Source organism: Paenibacillus sp. Soil787 (genome assembly GCF_001429545.1).
Taxonomy (GTDB): domain Bacteria; phylum Bacillota; class Bacilli; order Paenibacillales; family NBRC-103111; genus Paenibacillus_E.
This window is the reverse complement of record NZ_LMSP01000001.1, coordinates 850,624-872,166: the sequence shown is the minus strand read 5'-3', so window position 1 is coordinate 872,166 and position 21,543 is coordinate 850,624. Positions and strand designations below refer to the sequence as shown.

The window sequence follows — 21,543 nt, the reverse complement described above, 5'->3', positions numbered from 1 at the left end:
TAATAAGAGAATGGAAGTAAATCAATGAATCGCATGACTGTAAGCGCATTATTGAGTGAATGTAGGGTTGGAGTTATCTTTTTAAGTTTTTTCAATCCTTTACTATGCTGCAAGAAGAGAGTAGTATTCAACTCGTACGTTACAGTTGAATATTTCGCTTAATTTTCTTATTAGAAAAGCGGGGGAACCATAAGTTTCATGGGGTGAGTAAAGGTGCTTACGTTTGGCACCAATTAGGGCAGATTCTCGCGGCCCGAACCCGACAGCTAACCTCGTAAGCGACCGTGAGAAGGAGAACATGTGTATAAACACAAGGTCTATCCTTGTGTTTTTTTGCGTCCTAAACCGCAAGGTTATGTCAGATATTAGGTTTAATTGGGGGAACTATCACGAATGACAAGCGACTCATTGAAAAAAATTATGTTTGGCAAACCGCTTAAATCCAGCGAAATGGAATCCGAAAAAATGCAAGTTTGGAAAGGACTGCCGATCCTATCCTCTGATGCCTTATCGTCAGTTGCTTACGGAACTGAGCAGATTCTTTTAGAACTTGCGACCGTGGGGGTTGCCGCTTTTGCGTTTTCTTTGCCCATTGCGGTATCCATTATTGCTCTGATTATGCTGCTAGTTTTGAGCTATAGGCAAGTGATAGAGGCCTACCCGCAAGGTGGCGGAGCGTATATGGTTTCCAAAGAAAACCTGGGTATGGTTTGGGGGAGACTGACTGGGGTTTCGCTGCTTATTGACTATACACTTACTGTTGCCGTTTCGATCTCTGCCGGCGTGCAGGCGATAACATCAGCTTTTCCATCGGCGGTGCCGTATATTGTTCCGATTACTCTAGTTCTTGTGTGGATCATGGTTTGGCTTAATTTGCGAGGAACTTCGGAATCAGGTACGATTTTCGCTATTCCGACGTACTTTTTTATTCTTTGTATATTACTGTTAGTGGGCAAAGGCATATACGATATGATGACGGGATCCATGAATACGCATCCCATAGCGTTTGCTCCGAGCTCAATGACAAGCTCATTAACGTTATTCGTCCTTTTAAAAGCATTCTCTTCCGGGTGTTCGGCCGTGACAGGGATCGAGGCCATCTCCGATGCCGTGCCGCATTTCCGCTCACCATCCGTTAAAAACGCGAAGCGAACATTAGTATCCTTAGGGACACTTTTGGCTATCGTGTTTGGAGGCGTAACGGTGATAGCTTTGGGATATGGTATTGTACCTGATCCTAATGGCCATACCTCGGTATTATCGATGGTGACAGAGCAGGCTTTTGGTCGTGGGGCGATGTACTATGCAACTCAAATCGGTACTATGCTCATTCTGGTTTTGGCTGCTAATACTAGCTTCAACGGCTTTCCAATCTTAGCATCCATTATGGCACAGGATAAAAACTTCCCGCGAATGTTCTCATTCCGAGGAGACCGACTTTCGTTTCACTATGGGATTATCACACTTGGTGTACTAGCCAGTATTCTTCTTATTGGTTTCAAAGGTAAGACTGATGCACTCATTCCTCTATATGCGATAGGCGTGTTTTTATCTTTTACACTTGCGCAAGGCGGCTTGGTTCGTAAATGGTTGAGAGAGCGAGTGAAAGGTTGGATCGGAAAGCTGCTCATCAATGGTTTAGGTGGGATCGTTTCTCTTGCTGTTTTACTCATATTTTCCATAACGAAATTTACCGAAGGTGCATGGATTGTTATTATTATAACCCCGCTGCTGCTTTGGATAATTACGAAAATCAGTCATCACTATGATGATGTAGCGAAGCAATTGCGTATTGATATAACGATTGAACGGGTTTGTACGAAGGAGCCTTTGATTATTGTGCCTGTGGCGGGCATTCATCGGGTTGTAGCACAGTCCTTGAACTATGCGAAATCGTTGTCGCCAAACGTGATTGCCTTCTACGTATCGTTCTCAGATGAAGATGAAGAATTGATGCAGGAGAAGTGGGAGAAGTGGGATCCTGGCGTTCGATTGGTTGTTTTTAAATCACGTTATCGGACGATACTGAAGCCGTTGGCTGAATTTATTGAGAGAATTGACACGCATGTTTCGGAAAAACAAAATATTATGGTCATTCTACCGCAATTTATGCCGAAAAAATGGTGGCATCGACTGCTCCATAACCAGTCTGCTGCACGCATACGTTCAAAGCTGCAAGCAGATAAAGATATCGTCGTGGCTACGGTACCGTATCATTTGCACGAGTAGAAGTGTACAATAATAGGGAGAAACTGAACTGAGGTGAACCCGTTATGGCAAAGAAAAAATGGTCGTCTACTCCTGCTGTTACCAGCGTGCAAGATAAACCGGCAACACTTAAGGATTTGCTGCGCCCAGAAATACTTGAGGGACTCAAAGCGCAGGCTGACGCCATGAAAGCAGAGGAACAAGCGAAGAAAGATGCAGAGAGAGCGAAGGCGGATGCTGCTCGCAAAGCGGAAGAAAAACGGCTTGAGAATGATTTTGGACATCTGCTTTCTAAAAGCAGTCTAGATTGGCGAAAGCACAAATGAGGGAGCGCACAGTGTGCCTCCTTTTCTTTCTTTTCGTTATGTTAGCGTTGTCATCCTGTGAGAGGGGTAACAGAGAGGCAGCTCAAGGGACTGCTGAAGTAAGTGGTGCACCGACAGTGACAACGACACCAACAACGGTACCAATACCAACAACGACACCAATCGTACATAAAGAGGGACCGACAACATCAGCGTCATCGACGCCAATCCCAGAAGCTCAGGGCACACCGACGATTCCATCGGTGGCTCCAAGCGACCCAAGTTCATCGACTAGTCCGGATTTTCCGTCTTTGGAAAAGACCTTGATCGAGCGTTACGGAAACGCTAAACCAACGAAATGGGGCGAAAATGTCCCTGGCGTTCAGACTCATCTTACGACGAAGGAACAAGTGATTGCGCTGACTTTTGACGCATGTGGAGGGAAGGAGGGCAGTGGGTACGATGAGAAGCTGATCGACTATTTGATTAAGGAGAACATCCCGGCTACCTTATTTATCAATGCGAGATGGATAACGGCCAATAAGGACATATTTGCCAAATTAGCCGCAAACCCACTGTTTGAGATTGAAAATCATGGGACCGAGCATCGGCCCTTGTCCGTAAATGGCAGGTTGGCGTATGGCATCGCTGGAACTAAGAGCGTGAACGATGTTATTCACGAAGTGAAAGACAATGCTGACCAGATCGAGAAGCTGACTGGACGGCGTCCTTTGTTTTTTCGCTCGGGCACAGCCTATTATGATGATATTGCAGCAGGAGTTGTTCATGATTTAGGCTTTCAGCTGGCTGGTTACAATGTACTCGGAGATGCTGGAGCGACCTATAACACAGAGCAGGTATACAAAGCGCTGCTAAAAGCCCGAAGCGGTTCTATCGTACTAGCGCATATGAACCACCCGGAGAAAGATACGGCAGAAGGTATCATGAAAGCAATTCCTGAGCTAAAAAAAGAAGGGTACCGCTTCGTTCTCCTAGCTTCCTATACCTTAAACTAAGCGATAGCTTCAGCAGCTATCGTTTTTTCATTTCAAAAAATTCACAAGCCTCTCGATCATAATATGTCAAATCACTAACACGAGTTTGTACGACGACCATTTTTTCACTGAAACGCAATACAACCGCATTGGAATCCACGATATGATCATCTTTGAAAACACGGACGACAGCCTGTCTTTCAACAGCATCTTGAAAATCTGAATCCGTTACTAAGCGTTGATTTCTAGCCATCCTCGGCATTCCCCTTACTTGGTTAAAATAGTTCTTCTATTGTACCACAAGGTGTCGCTCAACCCGAATTCACACGAACTCCTCCGCCCAGCCTAGCATACAATGTAGCACCAAATGCTGTATGGGCAGAGAGGATGCGTGATCTAGGGTGGTCATTCAATTATTGCCGATTCATTGGGTTTATTTCGTATTTATCGGTTTTATTCTTACTCTTTTAATCAAGCGCAGAGACACAACGATGATTTGTGTGGTTGGTATTTTCGCGCTTGGCTTGCTGGCAACGGAAACGCTCAGCGGCTCTGTTTCTGGTATTTTCAACAGCTTCATTTATGCGACCAAGGAGCTGATGGGAACCATCATGATCATCTCCATTATTGTAGCGATGAGCCGCGTGCTCATTCGAACTGGCATTAATGAAACCATGGTCGCTCCGCTAACCCGTTTTATGCGAACGCCTGCTTTGGCTTTCTGGGGTATCGGTATCATTATGATGGTGACGTCATGGTTTTTCTGGCCGTCTCCCGGTGTTGCGCTCATTGGGGCTGTTCTATTGCCTGTGGCCGTCCGTGTTGGTCTGCCAGCGCTAGGTGCAGCTATGGCGATGAACTTATTCGGACATGGGATTGCGCTTTCGGGGGATTACATTATACAGGGAGCTCCTAAATTAACAGCGGATGCAGCTGGATTGCCGGTGACTGCCGTCATGGAGGCTAGTATTCCGCTGGTTATCGTGATGGGGCTTGTCACGACGATAACCGCTTTTTGGATGATGCGGCGGGATATGAAGAACGGAACGTGGCGGAATGGACTCGTGGCGAGTGGTCCAGGGGATAGCGGCTCACTTATTTCAGCAACTGGGCAAGCCAAGATTAATTTAGCGCCGCGTTTAAAGAAAATGTTAGCGATTATGATTCCTCTGCTCTTCGCCTTAGACGTTATTGCGATGTTCGTGCTCCATCTTCAAGGGGGAGATGCGACGGCGCTCGTCGGGGGCACCGCCGTATTCATTCTGATTGCGGTAACGCTGCTCGCGCATCGGAATCAAGGACTGGAACAAACGACTTCTTACCTCATCGAAGGTTTTGTATTCGGTTTCAAAGTATTCGGCCCCGTGATCCCGATCGCCGCTTTCTTCTATCTAGGCGATTCCGCCTTCACGGAGCTGTTCGGCAAAGTACTTCCGCAAGGCTCGCACGGGATCGTGAACGATCTGGGTGTAGCGCTTGCGGGGCAAGTGCCGCTGAATGGCGCGGTCGGTGCCGTAACGCTCACCGTCGTCGGCGCCATAACGGGCCTTGACGGCTCCGGCTTCTCCGGCATCTCCCTCGCGGGCTCGATTGCACAGCTATTCGCAACCGCCATCGGCTCCGGCGCGGCTGTGCTCACCGCGCTCGGGCAAGTGGCCGCCATCTGGGTCGGCGGCGGCACGTTGATCCCGTGGGCGCTGATCCCAGCAGCGGCCATCTGCGGCGTGAGTCCGTTCGAGCTGGCGCGACGGAATCTGCTGCCTGTGCTCATCGGCCTCGCGGTGACGACGGTCGTGGCGATGTTTTTGGTGTAACTAGAGACAGCATCGTCTAACTAGTTGTAACCAGTGAAATCTGCCACCTTGCACCAGTCATCCATCACACGGCCCCGCCTACACACGGCCCCGTCACCCCGCCACCCTGTGGGCTCCATCATAGGTGTGACGGGTTTTTCTTACGGTAGTCAAATCCGCGAAATAAGAGTCTTTGGGAGCTTCTATTTGCGCAGAAAGTGGGTAATGGAGTGGAATAAGAGCCTTTGGGACCTTTTGTTTGCACAGAATCAACTTCGTTTCCTAATTCAGCGATATCGCAAGACAAGAGCAGGAAGTATCTCCAATTTCCCATTCAATGAACGGAAAACGTACGGGATCGGAGTTGCCTATTGTCCACTTTAAGCAGTAAGCTTACATACAGTGAACTCGAATGGAAGTTGGAACTCAAGACTATAGGAAGTTGGAGATGAGATAGATGGAAGCCAAGTTTTGTATGGCCTGCGGAGCCGCTATGGAGTCGCGCGATGTGGATGGCACGATAAGAAGAGCTTGTACGGTGTGCAGCTTTGTTCATTGGGGTAACTATAGCATCGGTGTTGGCGCACTCGTGATGAAGGATGAGAAGATGCTGCTTGTACGCAGGGCTCAGGAGCCAGGAAAAGGCCGATGGACCAACCCGGGCGGCTATATTGAGCAGCATGAGCTGATTCAAGATACGATTGAGCGCGAAGTGTTGGAGGAGTGCGGAGTCAAAGCGGTTGTCAATCGCCTAGTAGCCGTAAGGGATTTGCCTAGAAGTATACATAATGTATACATTGCTTTTGAAATGGATTACATCAGCGGTGAGCCTCAGCCAGACGGCGTGGAGGTCGACGCAGCGGGATTTTACAGCTTGGCTGAGATGGAAGCGATGAATGTGGCGGATTTTACACGCTGGCTCATTGATGTTGCCCTACATTCCAAAACAACCGGGCTAGTCGAAGATAAAGATCCAATCATCAAAATGAAAGGGTACGGATTGTACCGTGTCCCTAAAATATGACGAAGGCGATCCAATTGAGAGGACATCACTTACTTTGTCTGATAGGATACAGAGGAATGGGTTATTCGAAAGAGTTTTGCGAAAACATGACGACTGTCTACGAGGAATTGCGTCAAAAGCCCGAAACGATGATCCGCATTGTTCTTGGACCCGATGATCTTTGCGCAGCTTTCCCGAAGGATCAAGAAGCGCATTGTGAAAATAGGACCGTCTATCAGCACGATGCAGAAATCGTCACCAAGCTTGGCTTGCAAGTGGAGATGGAGCTGAGCTGGTCGGAGATTTGTAGGCAAGTGGCCGATCGTGTGAAACCTGACGACATTGGCCACCTATGTGCCACATGCCGTTGGGAGCCATACGGTGTTTGTGCGGAAGGGGTACGTTTGATCGGGGAGGGTGGCGACTTGCCGCCCGTCACTACCAAATAAGAGGGCATGCGTGTAGAACGCAGCCCTCTTTTTTCATACAAAAACACTGACATCCGAACCGCTTTCTAGCTTCTCTTCAGGAGATGACAAAACATTTGCAACCATAAGCAAATCATCTACAGGTCGAAGGATGGATCTGAGGAGTCTGCTGTCTCTCATCTCTGGCTGCAGCCACATCTCGGCCTGATCTTGGTCGAGTATCGCAGGCATTCTGCGTTGATAAGGAGAGACAAGTGAGTTCGCTTCTGTCATCAGCATCATACACGTACGAAGCTCCTCTTCACCAGATGGAGCCCGCCAGACATCATACAGTCCCGCGATGCCGAAAGTGCCGCTGCGCATTTTGAACTTAATCCACTCTGTCGCTTTTCCCTCCGTCACGCTAATATAAAATCCACTGCAAGGAATGATACAGCGCTGCTTTCTGACGATACGCTCGAAGACGACATTAGTGAAGATCGAATCGCGGTCCCCGCATACGGCATCTTTTGCCCAGAACGGCATCAGACCCCAACGGAATTCATCAAGGATACGTTCTCCCTTTTTGTTCATCATCACAGCGGAAACCGACTCTGTCGGCCGCACCTCATAACGATTAGAGCTATACGATAGCAGCCGATCAATACGGAATTGTTTAACAAGCTCGTTGACATCAGCAAGAATAGATATGGATTGACACATCGTTTTACCACCTCATTTGGTTTTGGCTATTATTTGCCTAATTAACCAAATACATGTATGAGGCCTATCATTTTATTTACACAACCAGCAGCTTCAGCATCATTTCCTTCATATTATGTTCCTGGAATGGCTTAGAAACGAAATCCAAAAAAAGCTAGAAGCCCTAGGCTCCTAGCTGATGAACAATCTATTCAGAAATATGTGAATGAATGCGGTTTTTCCCATTTCTCTTGGCGGTATACAAGCATTCATCAACAAGCTGGAACCAGGCTTTTTTCATCGTATTGCGATTATAGCTAGCAAGTCCGATACTCATCGTTAACGGTTGACCCGGCATCTCAGGAATTTCGGTATTCCGGATGATTTCCATTAATTTTTCGCAAATATGTAAAACTTCCGCGTGTGATTTGCCTACAAACAGAACGGCGAATTCCTCACCGCCATAGCGAAAAGACATATCGTCAGGGCCGAGCGCGTCTTTCAGAATGGAGCCGATCGTTTTGAGAACCATGTCACCGACCCAATGCCCGTAGGTATCGTTAATCCTTTTGAAATTATCAATATCGATAAGAGCAAGCTCAAGCGGCGTATCATGGGGCATATGTGAAATCAGATGATCGGTATGTTCTTGAAAAGAACGATGATTAAACAGCTCGGTGAGCGCATCCACTTTGGAAAGTCGATCAATCATCACATTTCGAATAAGGAGATCCTGTTCGCGAACGACCGAATCTTTTAACTCTGTAATGAGAAATAGCCCTTTATTCATGATGACAAAGCACACAAGTGCGGTTGAGGTGAGGACTGTAAAGGACACGATCACATCAGAAGTTGTTAGGGCATACCCTTGAAATACCTGACAAACTAGTAATGAAATGAAATATACAATGCCTAAAATATAAGCGAAAATAATAGTTTTCTTTTGGAAATAGATTGAGGCTAAAATAATAGGGATACTAATTAATTCGTAGCTGCTCATCAGCTCGGGAATACAGATAATAAAGATGCTAACCATGGTCATGGTCCATGTAATCATGATAAAATCGCTGTATCGTTTCAGAAAGTGAATAGCCAAATAACCGGCTCCCATTAAGATGAGCTGTAGGCAAGCCGTAATGATTTGAACCTGCATGTACCGGTTAAACCATTGCGGCGGCTGATCATAACAATGATAGAAGAATCCAAGAATAGCAACTACTTCATAGAATAATAGGATCCACCATAAAATATGTATAAGTTTTCGATTCCATCTATGATCATTAGCCGGAAGTTGTTCCATGTAGTGGAGGCCACTTTCCTTTCGGTTTGGCGATAATTGGAAAAACATTTTGTGCCTTATCAGATCATTGTAAAGAATAACCCCCCGTTTAGGCAAGATGTTTACGAAGGGGAATACGACAAATAGCCCCCATCTATCAAGTTAGGAGCTATTTTCTACCGGATCAGGATTCCGCATTAGGCGCTATGATTTGGCAACAATGATCCCGCAATTAAAGACAACGTTTGCTTGTATACCGCATGGGCTGATAGTACATCTCCTAAGTGCCCACCCATGTAAAGATGAATCACGCCATGGAGCGAGGACCAGACGATACGTACAACGGATTCCGTGTCATACTGGCCTGGGATCAGTCCTTGCTCTTGTGCATTGCTGACCACGGTCAATAATTGCCGCATGGCTGTTACGGTGCCATGCATGCTTTCCTCGTCCGGTTTGAAGTCTGCGAAGGCTCCTCCGAACATCAGCTTATAATAGCTGGAGTAACGCTGCCCGAATTGCCAAAAGGCTTCGCCTAGATTCAGCAAATGCTGTGCCGGATCGGCTGCTTGCGGCGTCCCCTCGAATTCGTTAGCGAGCAGCTTGCAACCTTCCAGATACAACTGCTGAGCCAAGCCCTCTTTATTGACAAATAAGCTATAAATGATTTTAGTCGAGCAATCCATTTTCTGCGCTACTTTACGCACCGTAACGGCTTCTGGACCCTCTTCTTGCAAGAGCGTTGCCGCTGCATCAACAACAAGTTTGCGGAGATTTTCAATATTTTGTAAGCGAGCCTCTTGGTAGGTTTTCAGCACTCGAGTGTTCGTATTAACGGAGTTATCCTGGTCGCTCATAATCATCTTCCTTCGGTTATCATGTTTTCGTCAGGAAACAAAGTTTCCTAATTTCTATCAAAATTTTATACAGTTGATGGGTAGTTGTCAATGAGACATGGAATGCTCCAAGATCGTATTGACTTTCTTAAAAAGCGTGGTTACAATGAAATTAATTGGAAACACTGTTACCAGATAAGTGAAAACTCTTAATTTCTTGGGAATTGAGGATTCCTTTAACTATTCGGTAACGATGTTTCGTTATTATAACATAGTAACTAAAAGGAGAGTAGCACTATGAAAATTCAAGGAAAATGGACGCTAGTCACGGGAGCTTCTTCCGGTATTGGAGAGCAATTCGCGAGACAACTAGCCAAACAAGGCAGCCATTTGGCACTTGTGGCCCGATCGAAGGGCAAGCTGGAGAGCTTGGCATCAGAGCTCATAAAGATGTATGGCATCAAAGCCGAGGTAATTGCTATGGATCTTGCGAAAGAGGGAGCGCCCAGCGAGTTATATCGGCAATGTCAACTTTTGAAAGTGGAGATCGAACTGCTGATCAACAATGCAGGCTTTGCTACACATGGTTTGTTCGAACAAGTGTCAGGTGAGCGTCAACATGAAGAAGTGATGCTCAATGTCGCCGCTGTTGTAGATATGACCCACTTGTTCTTGCCGGACATGTTGAGCAAAAGCTCAGGTGCAGTTATCAATGTTGCATCAACCGCTGGATTTCAGCCGCTTCCCTATATGGCGGTATATGGGGCGACGAAAGCTTTCGTCTTGTCGTTTACTCAAGCGCTATGGTGGGAAAATCGAAACCGCGGCGTAAAATTCATCGCACTTTGTCCGGGTTCGACAGATACCAGCTTCTTTAATGTCGTAGGAACGGAAGAAGCATCCGTCGGAAAGAAAGACACGCCGGAAAGAGTCGTGGAGGTTGCACTTCGCGCGTTGAATGTAGGGAAAGCGTATGTCGTTCCGGGTGTGCAGAATTATATCGGGGCGCAGTTATCACGATTCATAACACGCAAGCAAGGTCTTCGGCTTGTTGGAGGCATGCTTCGACCGCGTGAAGGATCCGGCAGTCATAAGAATTTGGGTAATCAATCTGATCTTGCAGGGCAATGACAAGCTGGAACGAGCAAAAGCTCTCGGTGCATGGTAAACGATCAACTATTCGGAAGTTCCCGATTGGGATAAAGCAGAGTTAGAGCTTGATATTACCCGGGACGGCTCCATTTATTTTTCCGATACCTCGAACTATGGACGTGTGACTTTCAGAGAAATCGCCGAAAACAAGCCGCATGGACGCTTGCTGAAGTACGATCCTATGACCAAACAGATGACCGTCCTGTTAGAAAGCCTCTATTTTGCGAACGGGGTTGCCTTGTCTACGGATGAAGATTTCGTGCTTGTGGCGGAATCGTATCACTATCAGTTGACCAGATACTGGCTCAAGGGTCCAAGAAGGGGACATCTGATATTTTTGCGGACAATCTCGCAGGTTTTCCAGATAACATTACGCGTGATGAACAAGGTCATTTCTGGGTCGGGATCTTCACGACTCGCCTTTCTTTTGCAGATCAGATGCATCGCAGCCCGTGGTTGGCAGGCATCATGGCCAAATTGCCGGAGTCTCTGCTTAGCGGCGCAAGCGCACCGGCGAAGCATGGGCTTGCTGCGGAGTTCGGCCCGCAGGGAGAGCTTATCGGAAGCTGGCATGATCCGGAAGGTTCGCTGAATGGCGTAACAACGGCTGCAAGCCATAACGGATATTTATATATAGGTACAGCACCTGGAGGCAGCAAAGGCGTTCATCGCGTGCTTTTAACAAAATAATGTTGGAATCCGGGAGGGGGCTGATTTACAGCGATTATGGTCGCGGATTAGGATCGGTTAAATAATTAGTGATAAAGCATCCATGTCAGTAACCAACTTTTAAGGTGGTACTTACTTGGATGTTTTTTTTTGAAAATAACTCCAATACTTTGGTATCCCTAACCTTTTCAAATCTCTGTATAAGATCCACTAGGGGGATTTTATTCAGATAAATGGACGAGGTAGAAAGACGAGGAGTAGGGTTAGGGGGGGAAAGCCGTCGATTCATTCCCGCAACGGGTAGGCACGACTCCAAAACTCGATTTTAGAGTCGTTCAGCACCCTCATGAAGATAGATGAGCTATATTGGTTACCAATGTTGTAAAGTCTACAACAATTCACACGCCGAAAGGCTATTTTACAGGTTGAAGTTGTAGTTTGTACAACATTTCGAACCAATTTGTCCTGAAAAACCCTGTATCAGGTAGAATTGTTGCACGTAATACAACAACGAAGGGAGAAAGTCGGGATTTTGGCAGAAACTGTTGCACTTTTTACAACATCAATTCAACCGAGTATAAGGATTCATACATCAGGCAATCTCAAGTAGAATATATGACGATGGATTCCTTAGTGTTCTAGCATATTACCATAACCCATATTTTGTCAATTCAATCAAATAGGCTCATGCAACTGCGCATGGGCCTACTTGGATTTTGTTGTTTCCTTCTAAATAACGTCTTTCGTTTCAGTCTGCCAAACGAGAATAGTAAATCGCTAGAATAACCAGTTACAATGCGGCTATAACTAGAACGTTCGTTCTGCATCTTAACAAAAAAAAGTGGCATGAAGCAAGGGGAGTCCCCCCTGTTTAGCCAAAAAAGCTAATGATCAGAATGCCGGTCAAGATGAGAATGGAGCAAATAATTCTTAGTGTGCCTTGCTTCTCTTTGAGCACAACAATGCCCAGAATTGTAGCAAATACAGTGCCAATCTCACGAATGGGTGAGATATGGGCGACAGGGGCATATTTCATAGCGAACAAAAATAACAAATAAGATCCGGGATTGAGGATCGCACCCAGTAAAATGATCTTGGCGTTCAGCTTCCATTCGACGCGAAGTTGTTTAGAAGAGCGTACAATCGGCATTAGTGCTGCCATGAACCCGATGTTTGTAACCTCCAATAAGGAGATAGCAGAGACATGCTGAAGGTTAATGCGATCAACAAAAACGTAACATGTCGTACACAGGCCGACACTAAGGGCCATAAGGAATGGCTTAACAGTTCCGGAGGATGCTTGTTTACGGGTGAAAATGCCGCTAAGCCAAATGAAACCGAAGACCATGCAGAGCAGACCTATCCAACCGTATAGGGATAGGGATTCACGAAGGAACAAGACGCTGCCAATCGGAATGAAGAGCGTGCTAGTGCCTCGCATAATCGGATACACCTGGGACAGGTCGCCCATATTGTAAGTGCGTGCCAACAACAGGGAGTAGACGCTTTGCAAACACGCAGATAAAAGTAAGAATCCGTAGGCTTGTAGAGATAAAGGGGTAAGCCATAGTTCCCTGATTAAATAAGGAAGAAGTCCGATTGTGGCTATCATCATGATAGACCATAGGAAGACGCTTTTATTCTGGCTTCTTTTGGTGAATAAGCTCCAGACCGCGTGCGAAAGACCTGAAGCTGCGACTAGTAAAATTGAAACGATAAACAAATGATCATCTCCAAACGATTAGGTAGGGTTATCCCCCAGGTTGGTGTTCGGGTTGATCACGGATTACCGTACCGTCTGCCAGTCGCAGCCAGGATTCGAAAGAGCGCTCTCCTTCGCGAAGTCGAATGATCCGGGCACCGCGCGGGAAGCCGTCTTTGCCATAGGTATTATAACCTGTTGCTCTTCCGTAGCAGAGACGTACTCCGTGAAGGTCGCCCCAATAATCGTTGACGTGGTCGTGGCCGCAGAAGGTTCCGATGACATCGCCCATTTCAACTATAGCTGTAAACAAGCCCGAATTGACGGGAGGGCAGCAGACATGTTCAAACTTGTTGCCATAGCACGTCTCATTGTCCCAAACTTGTTTGTATTCCGGAAGCGGGATGTGAAAGAAAGCCAAGGCAAGGTATTCCTGCTCCCCGATGCTCGATTGGAACTTGCGGGATTCCTCCCTGTACCAGTCGATCTGATTGCTGCGAATCCAATCATAACCGTGGATATGCGGGAGCGCAGAGCGATCCCCGGAATCAAAGAAGTACAATGCAGCAGCGGTCTGACCATTGGAGCCCAAAATGGATATCGTGTAGTTGCCGACACCTTTAATTTCTTCTGGTCCTCGCTGGGCAACGGTATGGGAATGCTCCAGCACGGTCTGCATGAGCTCATCTCTAGTGATGGCAGTTTCTGTATCGTGGTTGCCGAATACAACGGCCCATGGAATACCGCGAGATTCGGCCGTATGAACGGCATCGCGAAACGCTTGATGCGGATTCTCGCAAACAGGTTCACCGGAAGCCCCTGTATAAATGACGTCGCCAGTAAATACGACAAGGTCAGGACGCTCTGCTTCTAACACTTCTTCCATTAGACGACGTGTTTGCTGATCCTCATCCCCACCATTTTCCCAATGTAAATCGGTGAACTGGACGATGGTAAAAGTTCGACCTTCGCGAAAGGCAAGCGGATACTGCACGATAAATGTCCTCCTGAAAGTTGTGTTTATGTAGTAATCATGTTGTTTCTTTATGATATAATGTTGTTTGTTGGCTATTGTATCGCTGGTTTGCCATACTGTCAATGAAGAAATTTTTGATAAAATGATTGAAAGCAAGCGTGAAACCGTATTCAAGAATATGGCTCGTGGGGGACGGTTTTTTTCACAAAAATGAGTGATTAAGCAAGAAATGCCGATATACGGTACGGAGTTCAGCAATGAAAACTTATTCATTTCGTGAGCAGATCAATCAACTGATCGCTTCGCTGGCTAAGGATAAGCCGATCCGTTGACATCGTAAGCGCCACCTTATAAACTGGATGAAAACAACAGGAAACATCACGATGTGGATATCATCGGTCAATAGCTGATGCTTACGATGCCAGTTTTCCTTAGGGAAAACTCTTAGGAGGCCATTATGTCATTAACATACGAAGATCGCAGGATGACCATTCTAAACCATTTGGAGATGGAAGGGAAAGTGCAGGTGCATCACCTGTCTGAGATGCTTAATGTCTCGACGGAAACGGTACGGCGGGACTTAGATCGGCTCGAAAAGGAAGGCAAGCTTCGCAAAGTGTACGGAGGCGCTGTCAAAATGCGCATCGAGCTGGTCGAGCCACCTTTTCTTAGGCGGGCGCAGATGATGAAGCCGGAGAAAGCGGGCATCGGCAAGCTGGCTGCCTCTTTGGTCCAAGACGGCGAAACGATTATGTTGGATAATGGTACGACGACGATTGAAATTTTGCCTTACCTGAAGGATCGTACGAATGTAACCTTGATCACCCATTCTGTTCCGATTCTCAATCTGGCCATGGAAATGTTCCGGGGAAGAATTATTTTTGCAGGCGGGGAAGTGAACATGGAGTGTCAGGCCGTAACAGGCTCGCTAACGGATCAGCTTCTGGACCAATTTAAGGTAAACAAAGCGTTTATCTCTGCCACCGGCATTTCACTCGCGGACGGCATCACCGACTTCCATTTGGCGGAAGCCATCATTTCACGGAAAATGATGCAGCGTGCCGAGGAAGCCATTCTGGTAGCGGATCATTCTAAATTCGGTATGTCTACGTTCGCTAAAGTGTCAAAGCTCGAAGATATCTCGATGCTCATTACCGATCCGGGCTGCTCGAAGGAATGGATCGATACGATTGAGGCGCTCGGCATTGAAGTGCTGATCAGCGACTAATAGGAAAATCGCCATCAACCGGCTCTCTTAGCGGCGAAAGGGGCGATTTTTTCTTTGTAAACAAGGGAATTCTCAAATAATGAGGATGGTACAAAAAAAAGCGACGTCTATTCCTAAGAAAACAATACGAATGAATAATCGACGATATACGACATCATGTGACGTGAGATATGCTTCTTTCACAGGGTAAATCTGCTTCACGGCGTTAGCGCCGGACTACGATATAAGGGGAGTGTTTCCATGAAAAGAAGATTTCAATTTAAAATGCTGCCGATCGCTGCAACCATTCTTACATTATCGCTTGCAACCGCTTGCGGAAACGCTGGGTCTACCAAAGATGCTGCTAAGGGCAGCACAGCGCCAACCGCAACGACAGCTTCTAAAGATCCTGTGAAGGTGACATTATGGACACCAATGAATCCGAACGCCAAAGCAGTCGTCAAAAGCTTGAACGAGCTGCCTATGGTGAAAGAGTGGGCCAAGAAAACAAACGTAACTTTTGATTTCCAACATTCTTCTGGAAACACACCACAAGATGATGTTCAGCAATACGGTGTCATGGTTGCTTCTAATAATCTGCCGGATTCGATGCTTTGGAATTGGAACAGTGTGCAGGGCGGAACATCCAAAATGTTCAAAGACGGCACGATTATTAAACTGAATGATTTAATTGAAAAGAATGCGCCGAATTTGAAGAAAATTATGGACGCTAACCCTCAGATCGCCAAACAGATCAAGGCGGATAACGGTGATATTTATGCGATGCCTCACTTGAAGGTAGGTCAATATGGCCAGTACAAGACTTTCAGCGGCATGGTCATTCGTCAGGATTGGCTGGATGAGCTCGGACTGAAATCACCAGAAACGATGGATGAGTGGGAAACGGTGCTCAAAGCGTTCAAAGAGAAGAAAGGCGCAATTCCTTTCACACTGAACAAATCCTATCCGATGTCATTTGCTGACTTCGCAGGCGCATACGGTGTTGCGGGAATGTCGACTATTGCCAATGCAAGCAGCTTCTTTATCGATAATGGCAAAGTAAAATTCGGACCTGCACAGCCAGAGTTCAAACAATATTTGACAACGATGCAAAAATGGTACAAGGAAGGTCTGATCGATCCGGACTTCGCTTCCAATGATTCCAAAACGATGGATGCCAAAGTAACTTCCGGCAAAGCGGGAGCGTTCTACGGCTTCATCGGCGGAAGCATCGGTACGTATACACCGGCACTGCAGAAGACAGACCCGAAAGCGAAGCTTTCTGCTGTCCAATATCCCGTGTTGAAAAAGGGCGACGAGCCTAAATTCGTGCAAGCGTCATGGGAATACGACAATGTTGGAACGGTTATTACGAGTGCGAACAAACATGCGGCAGAAACGGTAAAAGCCTTGGACTATCTGTATAGTGAAGAAGGCGCAATGCTCAAAAACTTCGGTATCGAAGGTCAAACGTACACGAAAGTAGACGGTCAACCGAAGTACACGGACCTGATTTTGAAAAATCCGGACAATCTTCCAATCGGTCAAGCGATGGCTAAATATTTTATCGCCAACTACGGCTTTTCCGGTTTGGATGATGACCGTTACAACGATCAGTATTACCAGTTGCCGTCTCAAAAAGATGCGGTAAAACTATACGCTAAATATGCGAATAATGCCTACAAAGTGATGTTACCTCCTGTGGTTCTGTCTACAGATGAGGCGAAGGAGTCTGCGAAGATTTTAAACGATGTGAGCACGCTGCTGACGGAGCAAATCACCAAAGTTGTAATGGGTGCTGCAAAAGTTGAAGATTACGACAAAACAGTAGAGCAAGTGAAGAAGATGAATATGGACCGTGCTGTGGAGATCTACCAAGCGGCAACAGATCGTTACAACAAACGCTAAAAAGTTCGCGGGGAGCTGGACTCCCCTTTTTCATCACACGTTTAAGGAAGTGAAAACATGGCCCATTCCATTCGGGTTTTACTAGATGACATAAGAAAAAATCGCGCGATCTACCTGATGGTACTGCCGGTTGTGCTGTACTTCTTCATTTTTAAATATTTCCCGATGTATGGCGCCGTTATCGCCTTCAAGGATTTTAGTCCTGCGAAAGGCATTTGGGGCAGCGATTGGGTAGGCTTTCAGCATTTCAAAGATTTCTTTCAAAGCTATTATTTTGTCCGCGTGCTGCGCAATACGTTTCTGATCAGCTTTTATAACTTGATATTCGGCTTCCCAGCACCGATTATTCTTGCGATCCTTTTGAATGAACTTCGCCAGAAGCTTTTTAAATCAATTGTGCAGACGGTGTCCTACTTGCCGCATTTCATCTCGATTGTGGTCATTTCAGGGTTAATTATTGACTTCACAAACCGTGGCGGTATTGTGAATTCCATCATTATGTTCTTTGGCGGGCAAGATTCTGCTCTAATGAATAATGCAGAGAATTTCCGTACCATTTTCGTCAGCACATCTGTTTGGCAAGAACTTGGTTGGTCATCCATCATTTATTTGGCCGCGCTTAGCGGGATCAACCCAGAGTTGTACGAAGCTGTTCGCGTGGATGGGGCAGGAAGGTTCCGCCAAATCTGGAGTGTAACGCTTCCGGGACTCATTCCAACGATTATGATTCTGCTCATTCTCCGCATTGGCGGATTGATGGAGGTCGGCTTCGAGAAGGTCGTTCTGCTTTATAATCCAAATACGTATGAAACGGCGGATGTGATTTCGTCCTTTGTTTATCGTGAAGGGCTGGCACAAGGGAATGATTATAGCTATACAACGGCCGTGGGGCTGTTTCAATCCATGATCAACTTTATTTTACTTATTAGCGCTAACAGCATATCCCGCCGATTCTCCGGCAGCCGGTTGTGGTAGCTTACGCTTACGATGTCAGCTTTTCTTATGAAAAGCTCTCAGGGGGAACTAACAATGAAATTAAGCGCAACTGAGCGTCTATTCGATATCGGTAATGCGATTCTGATGATTTTGCTTATCGTCTGTACGTTATATCCGTTCTACTATGTACTCATGGCTTCTATCAGCGATTCCAATTTGCTAATTCAGCATTCCGGGTTGTTGTTGAAACCGCTGGGGTTTAACCTCGGCGCTTTTCAGAAAGTGATTGCGAATCCCAACATTTTGACCGGATATGGGAATACATTGCTCATCTTGATAGTGGGTACGGCGGTTAATCTGTTTTTTACTACGCTTGGGGCCTACGCGCTGTCCAGAAAGTTCGTGATGCGGAAGTTCTTGATGATCTGCATCGTGTTCACGATGTATTTCAGCGGCGGATTGATTCCGACCTACTTGTTAATTAACAACTATCTGCACATGGGAAATAGCTACCTTGCACTCATCTTGCCCGTGGCGATCAGCACGTGGAACTTGATTATTATGCGAACTTCGTTCGAAGCGATCCCTGAGGGTTTGATGGAATCCGCTAAGATTGACGGCGCAGGTGAATGGCGCATTTTGTTCCAGATAGTGGTGCCGCTGTCCATGCCTGTTATTGCCGTAATGGTGCTATACTATGGGGTAGCCCATTGGAATTCTTGGTTTAATGCGATGCTGTTCCTTCACGATCGGGAGAAATTCCCGCTGCAGTTGATTCTTCGAGAAATTCTGGTGCAAAACAGCACGGATTCGATGACCACAGGAACGGGGAATGCGAACGACACGCAAGCGATTGGGGAAAGTATTAAATATGCAACGATCATGGTTGCTACCTTGCCGATTCTGATTGCCTATCCTTTTTTACAGAAATATTTTGTGAAAGGCGTCATGGTTGGCGCGCTCAAAGAATAAAGACCAGGCCTGTTCTCTTTTGGATTTTCAAAAGGGGGCGGGATATTTGGTTTTTTCCACATTCTGTGAGGGAATCACTAAAAATGATGATGATACAAAAATCGTAGATGTACTTGAGCGGATGAAGATGGGATAATACTGCATACAGCATGAGTAAGGGAGGACATCTTTGTGAAGCGGAGCGTATTTTTATTTTGGCTTTACTCGAACTTAACCATTCTATGTATTCCCATCGTCATCACGATGTTGGTTCTTTTTCAGTCGCAGCATTTATTGAACTCCGAGGTCATTAGATCCAACAAAGCGCTGCTTAACCAGGTTAAGCAATCGCTGGACAATCAGTTCAAAGATATTAAGCGGATGGGTCTCCAGCTTTCCCTGGATCCAAAAGTCATTAAGTATGTTAATCAAGCTGATTTCAACAGTTCGCAAGTCAAGATCGATACACTGGATCTGATCACTTCGCTTCGTTCTTATGCCGCTTCGAATGGGGATATTAACGATTTATATGTTTATATGAAAAAAGGGCATTTCGGGGTTACGACATCGACAATGAATCAAGATGAGCTCCTTTTCCAATTGCTCCACGCAGGAAATAAAGGCATCACCATGAAGCAGTGGAGCGACAGTATGGAGAAAATCTACTATGGAAATTTCCTTCAATTCGCTGACGATGACATGGTGTACATGCAGTCACTGCCGATTCAGAATGCGAGTGAAGCGCCGGCAACGCTTGTTGTTATGCTGAATGCAGAACGCTTGAAAGCAGCTATCTCGAATATTCAGATTGCTCAAGCAGGCAGTGTGCTGATACTCGATTCCACCAATAAGCTGCTGATGACAGCAGGCGATTCGGATCATGTATCCGATATTGATTTCGAGCAGATCAACTCAGCGGAAGGCTCATTTAGTCAAAAATGGGGCCAGGAAGAGGTAACGGTTTCTTACGTTTCTTCGGTTGAAAACGATTGGAAGTATGTGTCCATTGTTCCTACGAAAATTTATTCAGCGAAAGTAAGTCAATTGCGCAGTTGGATTTATGCGGGCTTATTTATGTGTGTTTTCGTCGGTGGTCCGATGTCCATCTGGCTGACGCGAAGACATTATATGCCGATCCGCCGCATGGTGGACTTGGTTTCTCCGAAGGTGAAGTCCAATCTCGAAGGGATTGGGAATGAATTCTCACTGCTCCAGTCCTTCATGTCGGAAAATGAAGCTTTGCAGGTTACGGCAAACCGCACCATCCAGAAGCAGCAAGACGTGCTGCGCAGCCATTTTCTGGCGCGGCTGCTCAAAGGCAGAGTCGAGAGCGGTTCTGCACTCGCGCAATCGATGGAATCGTTTGACCTGCGGTTCGAGACGAACCGTTTTGCGGTCTTGCTGTTTCATATTGGCGACTATGATGCCTTATTTAATGATAATAGGTCGCGCGATGCGGAGTCCAAATTACAGTATGTTTATTATATCGTGACGAACATTACGGAGGAGCTGATCGGCCGAAAACATACCGTGTTCACGACCGAAGTGGACGGTATGATTGCTTTTCTGGTAAATATTCAGAACGACGACGAAGCTCGGACGAAGCAGGAATTGATTGAGATTGCGCAAGAGGCGCAGTCCATTATTCAGGGGAATTTTTATATTCAACTGACGATAGGAATCAGTGATATCCATCCGCTTTTGACCGGAATCCCCCTTGGATTCGACGAAGCGCTGGAGGCGCTTGAATATAAATTTGTCATTGGCCCGAGCCAGATCATCCCTTTTGATCGGATCAAACGACCGAAGAATGAGCTGTATTACCCGCTGGATATGGAACGGCAGCTGATCAATCATATTCGAACCGGGCAGTACGAGGAGGCCATGGAGGCCGTCAGTGAACTGATCGTAACGAATGTGTCCGACGGCACGTTGTCGCTGCAGCTCGGCAAGCTTCTCATGTTTGAGCTGATCGGCACAATCTTGAAGGCTATCGAGCATCTGGATCAGGGACCTAATGAACTGGCGGTAGAGAAGCATGCGCTCATTAAACAATTGACCCAGTGCGAGTCCTTCGTGGAAATTGAAGATGAGATTTATAAGTTTTTGAAAACCGTCTGTGACTACGTCGATTCTAAGAAGAAGAGTCATAATACGAATCTGAAGGATCAAGTGCTGAGTTATATTGATGAGCATTTGGCGGATATGGATTTGAGCCTGACCTCGCTGTCTCTGAAGTTTGAAGTCAATGCGCCTTATTTGTCACGCTTCATCAAAGAGCAATCCGGTGAAACGTTTATTGATTACGTCAATAAACAACGTGTCCAGCTGGCTAAGCAGTTAATGACGGAAACCGATGATACGATTACGGAGATTACGCAAAAAGTCGGTTTCTCGAACAGTAATACCTTCATCAGGGTGTTTAAACGCTATGAAGGTATTACGCCGGGGCAATTTAGAAAAGGAGAATGAGGCAAGGTTGAAAAAGCCCCTCTTATACAGATGAAGAGGAAC

18 protein-coding genes, 1 pseudogene and 1 riboswitch are annotated in these 21,543 nt (G+C 46.3%); of the genes and pseudogenes, 13 read left to right on the top strand and 6 right to left on the bottom strand.

Going from position 1 to position 21,543, the window contains the following annotated elements:
* Positions 1 to 145 precede the first annotated feature (145 nt).
* A riboswitch (cyclic di-AMP (ydaO/yuaA leader) is annotated at positions 146 to 296 on the top strand.
* Between the two features lie 97 nt (positions 297 to 393).
* From ASG93_RS03470 to ASG93_RS03460, 3 genes are all read left to right on the top strand, one after another.
* A complete protein-coding gene (locus tag ASG93_RS03470; RefSeq protein WP_056828843.1) occupies positions 394 to 2,229 on the top strand; it encodes an APC family permease in 1,836 nt (611 codons plus the stop codon).
* A 44-nt stretch (positions 2,230 to 2,273) separates the two neighbouring features.
* A complete protein-coding gene (locus tag ASG93_RS03465; RefSeq protein WP_056828841.1) occupies positions 2,274 to 2,534 on the top strand; it encodes a YqkE family protein in 261 nt (86 codons plus the stop codon).
* 116 nt (positions 2,535 to 2,650) lie between these two features.
* Complete coding sequence (locus ASG93_RS03460) at positions 2,651 to 3,529, top strand: polysaccharide deacetylase family protein (protein WP_200984432.1); 879 nt, start codon at positions 2,651 to 2,653, stop codon at positions 3,527 to 3,529.
* A gap of 16 nt (positions 3,530 to 3,545) precedes the next feature.
* Here the strand turns inward: ASG93_RS03460 and ASG93_RS03455 are convergent, their stop codons facing one another.
* Positions 3,546 to 3,761 (bottom strand): hypothetical protein, encoded by a 216-nt coding sequence (locus ASG93_RS03455; protein ID WP_056828839.1) that lies wholly within the window; start codon positions 3,759 to 3,761, stop codon positions 3,546 to 3,548.
* A gap of 148 nt (positions 3,762 to 3,909) precedes the next feature.
* On the opposite strand from ASG93_RS03455, the gene ASG93_RS03450 reads away from it, so the two are divergent.
* From ASG93_RS03450 to ASG93_RS03440, 3 genes are all read left to right on the top strand, one after another.
* Entirely contained in the window at positions 3,910 to 5,322 is a 1,413-nt protein-coding gene (locus tag ASG93_RS03450; protein ID WP_056828837.1) for a hypothetical protein, read from the top strand.
* Between the two features lie 436 nt (positions 5,323 to 5,758).
* Entirely contained in the window at positions 5,759 to 6,325 is a 567-nt protein-coding gene (locus ASG93_RS03445) for an NUDIX hydrolase (protein ID WP_056828835.1), read from the top strand.
* A 56-nt stretch (positions 6,326 to 6,381) separates the two neighbouring features.
* Positions 6,382 to 6,753, top strand: a complete 372-nt coding sequence (locus tag ASG93_RS03440; protein WP_235550711.1) for a DUF1284 domain-containing protein — start codon at positions 6,382 to 6,384, stop codon at positions 6,751 to 6,753.
* Between the two features lie 33 nt (positions 6,754 to 6,786).
* Here ASG93_RS03440 and ASG93_RS03435 read toward each other — a convergent pair whose 3' ends face one another.
* From ASG93_RS03435 to ASG93_RS03425, 3 genes are all read right to left on the bottom strand, one after another.
* On the bottom strand, positions 6,787 to 7,434 hold the full coding sequence (locus ASG93_RS03435) for an SOS response-associated peptidase (RefSeq protein WP_056828832.1): 648 nt from the start codon (positions 7,432 to 7,434) through the stop codon (positions 6,787 to 6,789).
* Between the two features lie 187 nt (positions 7,435 to 7,621).
* Positions 7,622 to 8,713 carry a GGDEF domain-containing protein gene (locus tag ASG93_RS03430; protein ID WP_056828830.1) on the bottom strand — a complete coding sequence of 364 codons (1,092 nt, stop codon included), beginning with the start codon at positions 8,711 to 8,713 and terminating at the stop codon, positions 7,622 to 7,624.
* Positions 8,714 to 8,889: 176 nt separating this feature from the next.
* Complete coding sequence (locus tag ASG93_RS03425; protein WP_056828828.1) at positions 8,890 to 9,549, bottom strand: TetR/AcrR family transcriptional regulator; 660 nt, start codon at positions 9,547 to 9,549, stop codon at positions 8,890 to 8,892.
* Between the two features lie 276 nt (positions 9,550 to 9,825).
* Between ASG93_RS03425 and ASG93_RS03420 the strand changes: the two genes are divergently transcribed.
* Together ASG93_RS03420 and ASG93_RS36910 are read left to right on the top strand one after the other, a co-directional pair.
* Positions 9,826 to 10,659, top strand: a complete 834-nt coding sequence (locus ASG93_RS03420; protein ID WP_056828826.1) for an SDR family NAD(P)-dependent oxidoreductase — start codon at positions 9,826 to 9,828, stop codon at positions 10,657 to 10,659.
* An 82-nt stretch (positions 10,660 to 10,741) separates the two neighbouring features.
* A pseudogene (locus ASG93_RS36910) lies at positions 10,742 to 11,370 on the top strand (SMP-30/gluconolactonase/LRE family protein); the annotation flags it as partial.
* Between the two features lie 850 nt (positions 11,371 to 12,220).
* Here ASG93_RS36910 and ASG93_RS03410 read toward each other — a convergent pair.
* Together ASG93_RS03410 and ASG93_RS03405 are read right to left on the bottom strand one after the other, a co-directional pair.
* Positions 12,221 to 13,072, bottom strand: coding sequence for a DMT family transporter (locus ASG93_RS03410; RefSeq protein ID WP_056828824.1), 852 nt, complete (start codon positions 13,070 to 13,072; stop codon positions 12,221 to 12,223).
* Between the two features lie 28 nt (positions 13,073 to 13,100).
* Complete coding sequence (locus tag ASG93_RS03405; RefSeq protein ID WP_056828822.1) at positions 13,101 to 14,045, bottom strand: metallophosphoesterase family protein; 945 nt, start codon at positions 14,043 to 14,045, stop codon at positions 13,101 to 13,103.
* 439 nt (positions 14,046 to 14,484) lie between these two features.
* Between ASG93_RS03405 and ASG93_RS03400 the strand changes: the two genes are divergently transcribed.
* The 5 genes from ASG93_RS03400 (at position 14,485) to ASG93_RS03380 (ending at position 21,501) form a co-directional block, all read left to right on the top strand.
* Entirely contained in the window at positions 14,485 to 15,255 is a 771-nt protein-coding gene (locus ASG93_RS03400; protein ID WP_056828820.1) for a DeoR/GlpR family DNA-binding transcription regulator, read from the top strand.
* Positions 15,256 to 15,495: 240 nt separating this feature from the next.
* Complete coding sequence (locus ASG93_RS03395) at positions 15,496 to 17,142, top strand: hypothetical protein (RefSeq protein WP_056828818.1); 1,647 nt, start codon at positions 15,496 to 15,498, stop codon at positions 17,140 to 17,142.
* Between the two features lie 57 nt (positions 17,143 to 17,199).
* Positions 17,200 to 18,117 (top strand): ABC transporter permease, encoded by a 918-nt coding sequence (locus tag ASG93_RS03390; protein WP_056828816.1) that lies wholly within the window; start codon positions 17,200 to 17,202, stop codon positions 18,115 to 18,117.
* Between the two features lie 54 nt (positions 18,118 to 18,171).
* On the top strand, positions 18,172 to 19,050 hold the full coding sequence (locus ASG93_RS03385) for a carbohydrate ABC transporter permease (protein ID WP_056828814.1): 879 nt from the start codon (positions 18,172 to 18,174) through the stop codon (positions 19,048 to 19,050).
* A gap of 171 nt (positions 19,051 to 19,221) precedes the next feature.
* The gene (locus ASG93_RS03380) at positions 19,222 to 21,501 is read left to right on the top strand and encodes a helix-turn-helix domain-containing protein (protein WP_056828812.1); all 2,280 of its coding nucleotides are present in this window, start codon (positions 19,222 to 19,224) and stop codon (positions 21,499 to 21,501) included.
* Positions 21,502 to 21,543: the final 42 nt, after the last annotated feature.

Coding starts and splice junctions, on each gene's coding strand:
- ASG93_RS03385 (WP_056828814.1), top strand. CDS start 18,172: ATGAAATTAAGCGCAACTGAGCGTCTATTCGATATCGGTAATGCGATT.
- ASG93_RS03430 (WP_056828830.1), bottom strand. CDS start 8,713: ATGGAACAACTTCCGGCTAATGATCATAGATGGAATCGAAAACTTATA.
- ASG93_RS03455 (WP_056828839.1), bottom strand. CDS start 3,761: ATGGCTAGAAATCAACGCTTAGTAACGGATTCAGATTTTCAAGATGCT.
- ASG93_RS03400 (WP_056828820.1), top strand. CDS start 14,485: ATGTCATTAACATACGAAGATCGCAGGATGACCATTCTAAACCATTTG.
- ASG93_RS03425 (WP_056828828.1), bottom strand. CDS start 9,549: ATGAGCGACCAGGATAACTCCGTTAATACGAACACTCGAGTGCTGAAA.
- ASG93_RS03440 (WP_235550711.1), top strand. CDS start 6,382: ATGGGTTATTCGAAAGAGTTTTGCGAAAACATGACGACTGTCTACGAG.
- ASG93_RS03395 (WP_056828818.1), top strand. CDS start 15,496: ATGAAAAGAAGATTTCAATTTAAAATGCTGCCGATCGCTGCAACCATT.
- ASG93_RS03470 (WP_056828843.1), top strand. CDS start 394: ATGACAAGCGACTCATTGAAAAAAATTATGTTTGGCAAACCGCTTAAA.
- ASG93_RS03435 (WP_056828832.1), bottom strand. CDS start 7,434: ATGTGTCAATCCATATCTATTCTTGCTGATGTCAACGAGCTTGTTAAA.
- ASG93_RS03390 (WP_056828816.1), top strand. CDS start 17,200: ATGGCCCATTCCATTCGGGTTTTACTAGATGACATAAGAAAAAATCGC.
- ASG93_RS03465 (WP_056828841.1), top strand. CDS start 2,274: ATGGCAAAGAAAAAATGGTCGTCTACTCCTGCTGTTACCAGCGTGCAA.
- ASG93_RS03420 (WP_056828826.1), top strand. CDS start 9,826: ATGAAAATTCAAGGAAAATGGACGCTAGTCACGGGAGCTTCTTCCGGT.
- ASG93_RS03445 (WP_056828835.1), top strand. CDS start 5,759: ATGGAAGCCAAGTTTTGTATGGCCTGCGGAGCCGCTATGGAGTCGCGC.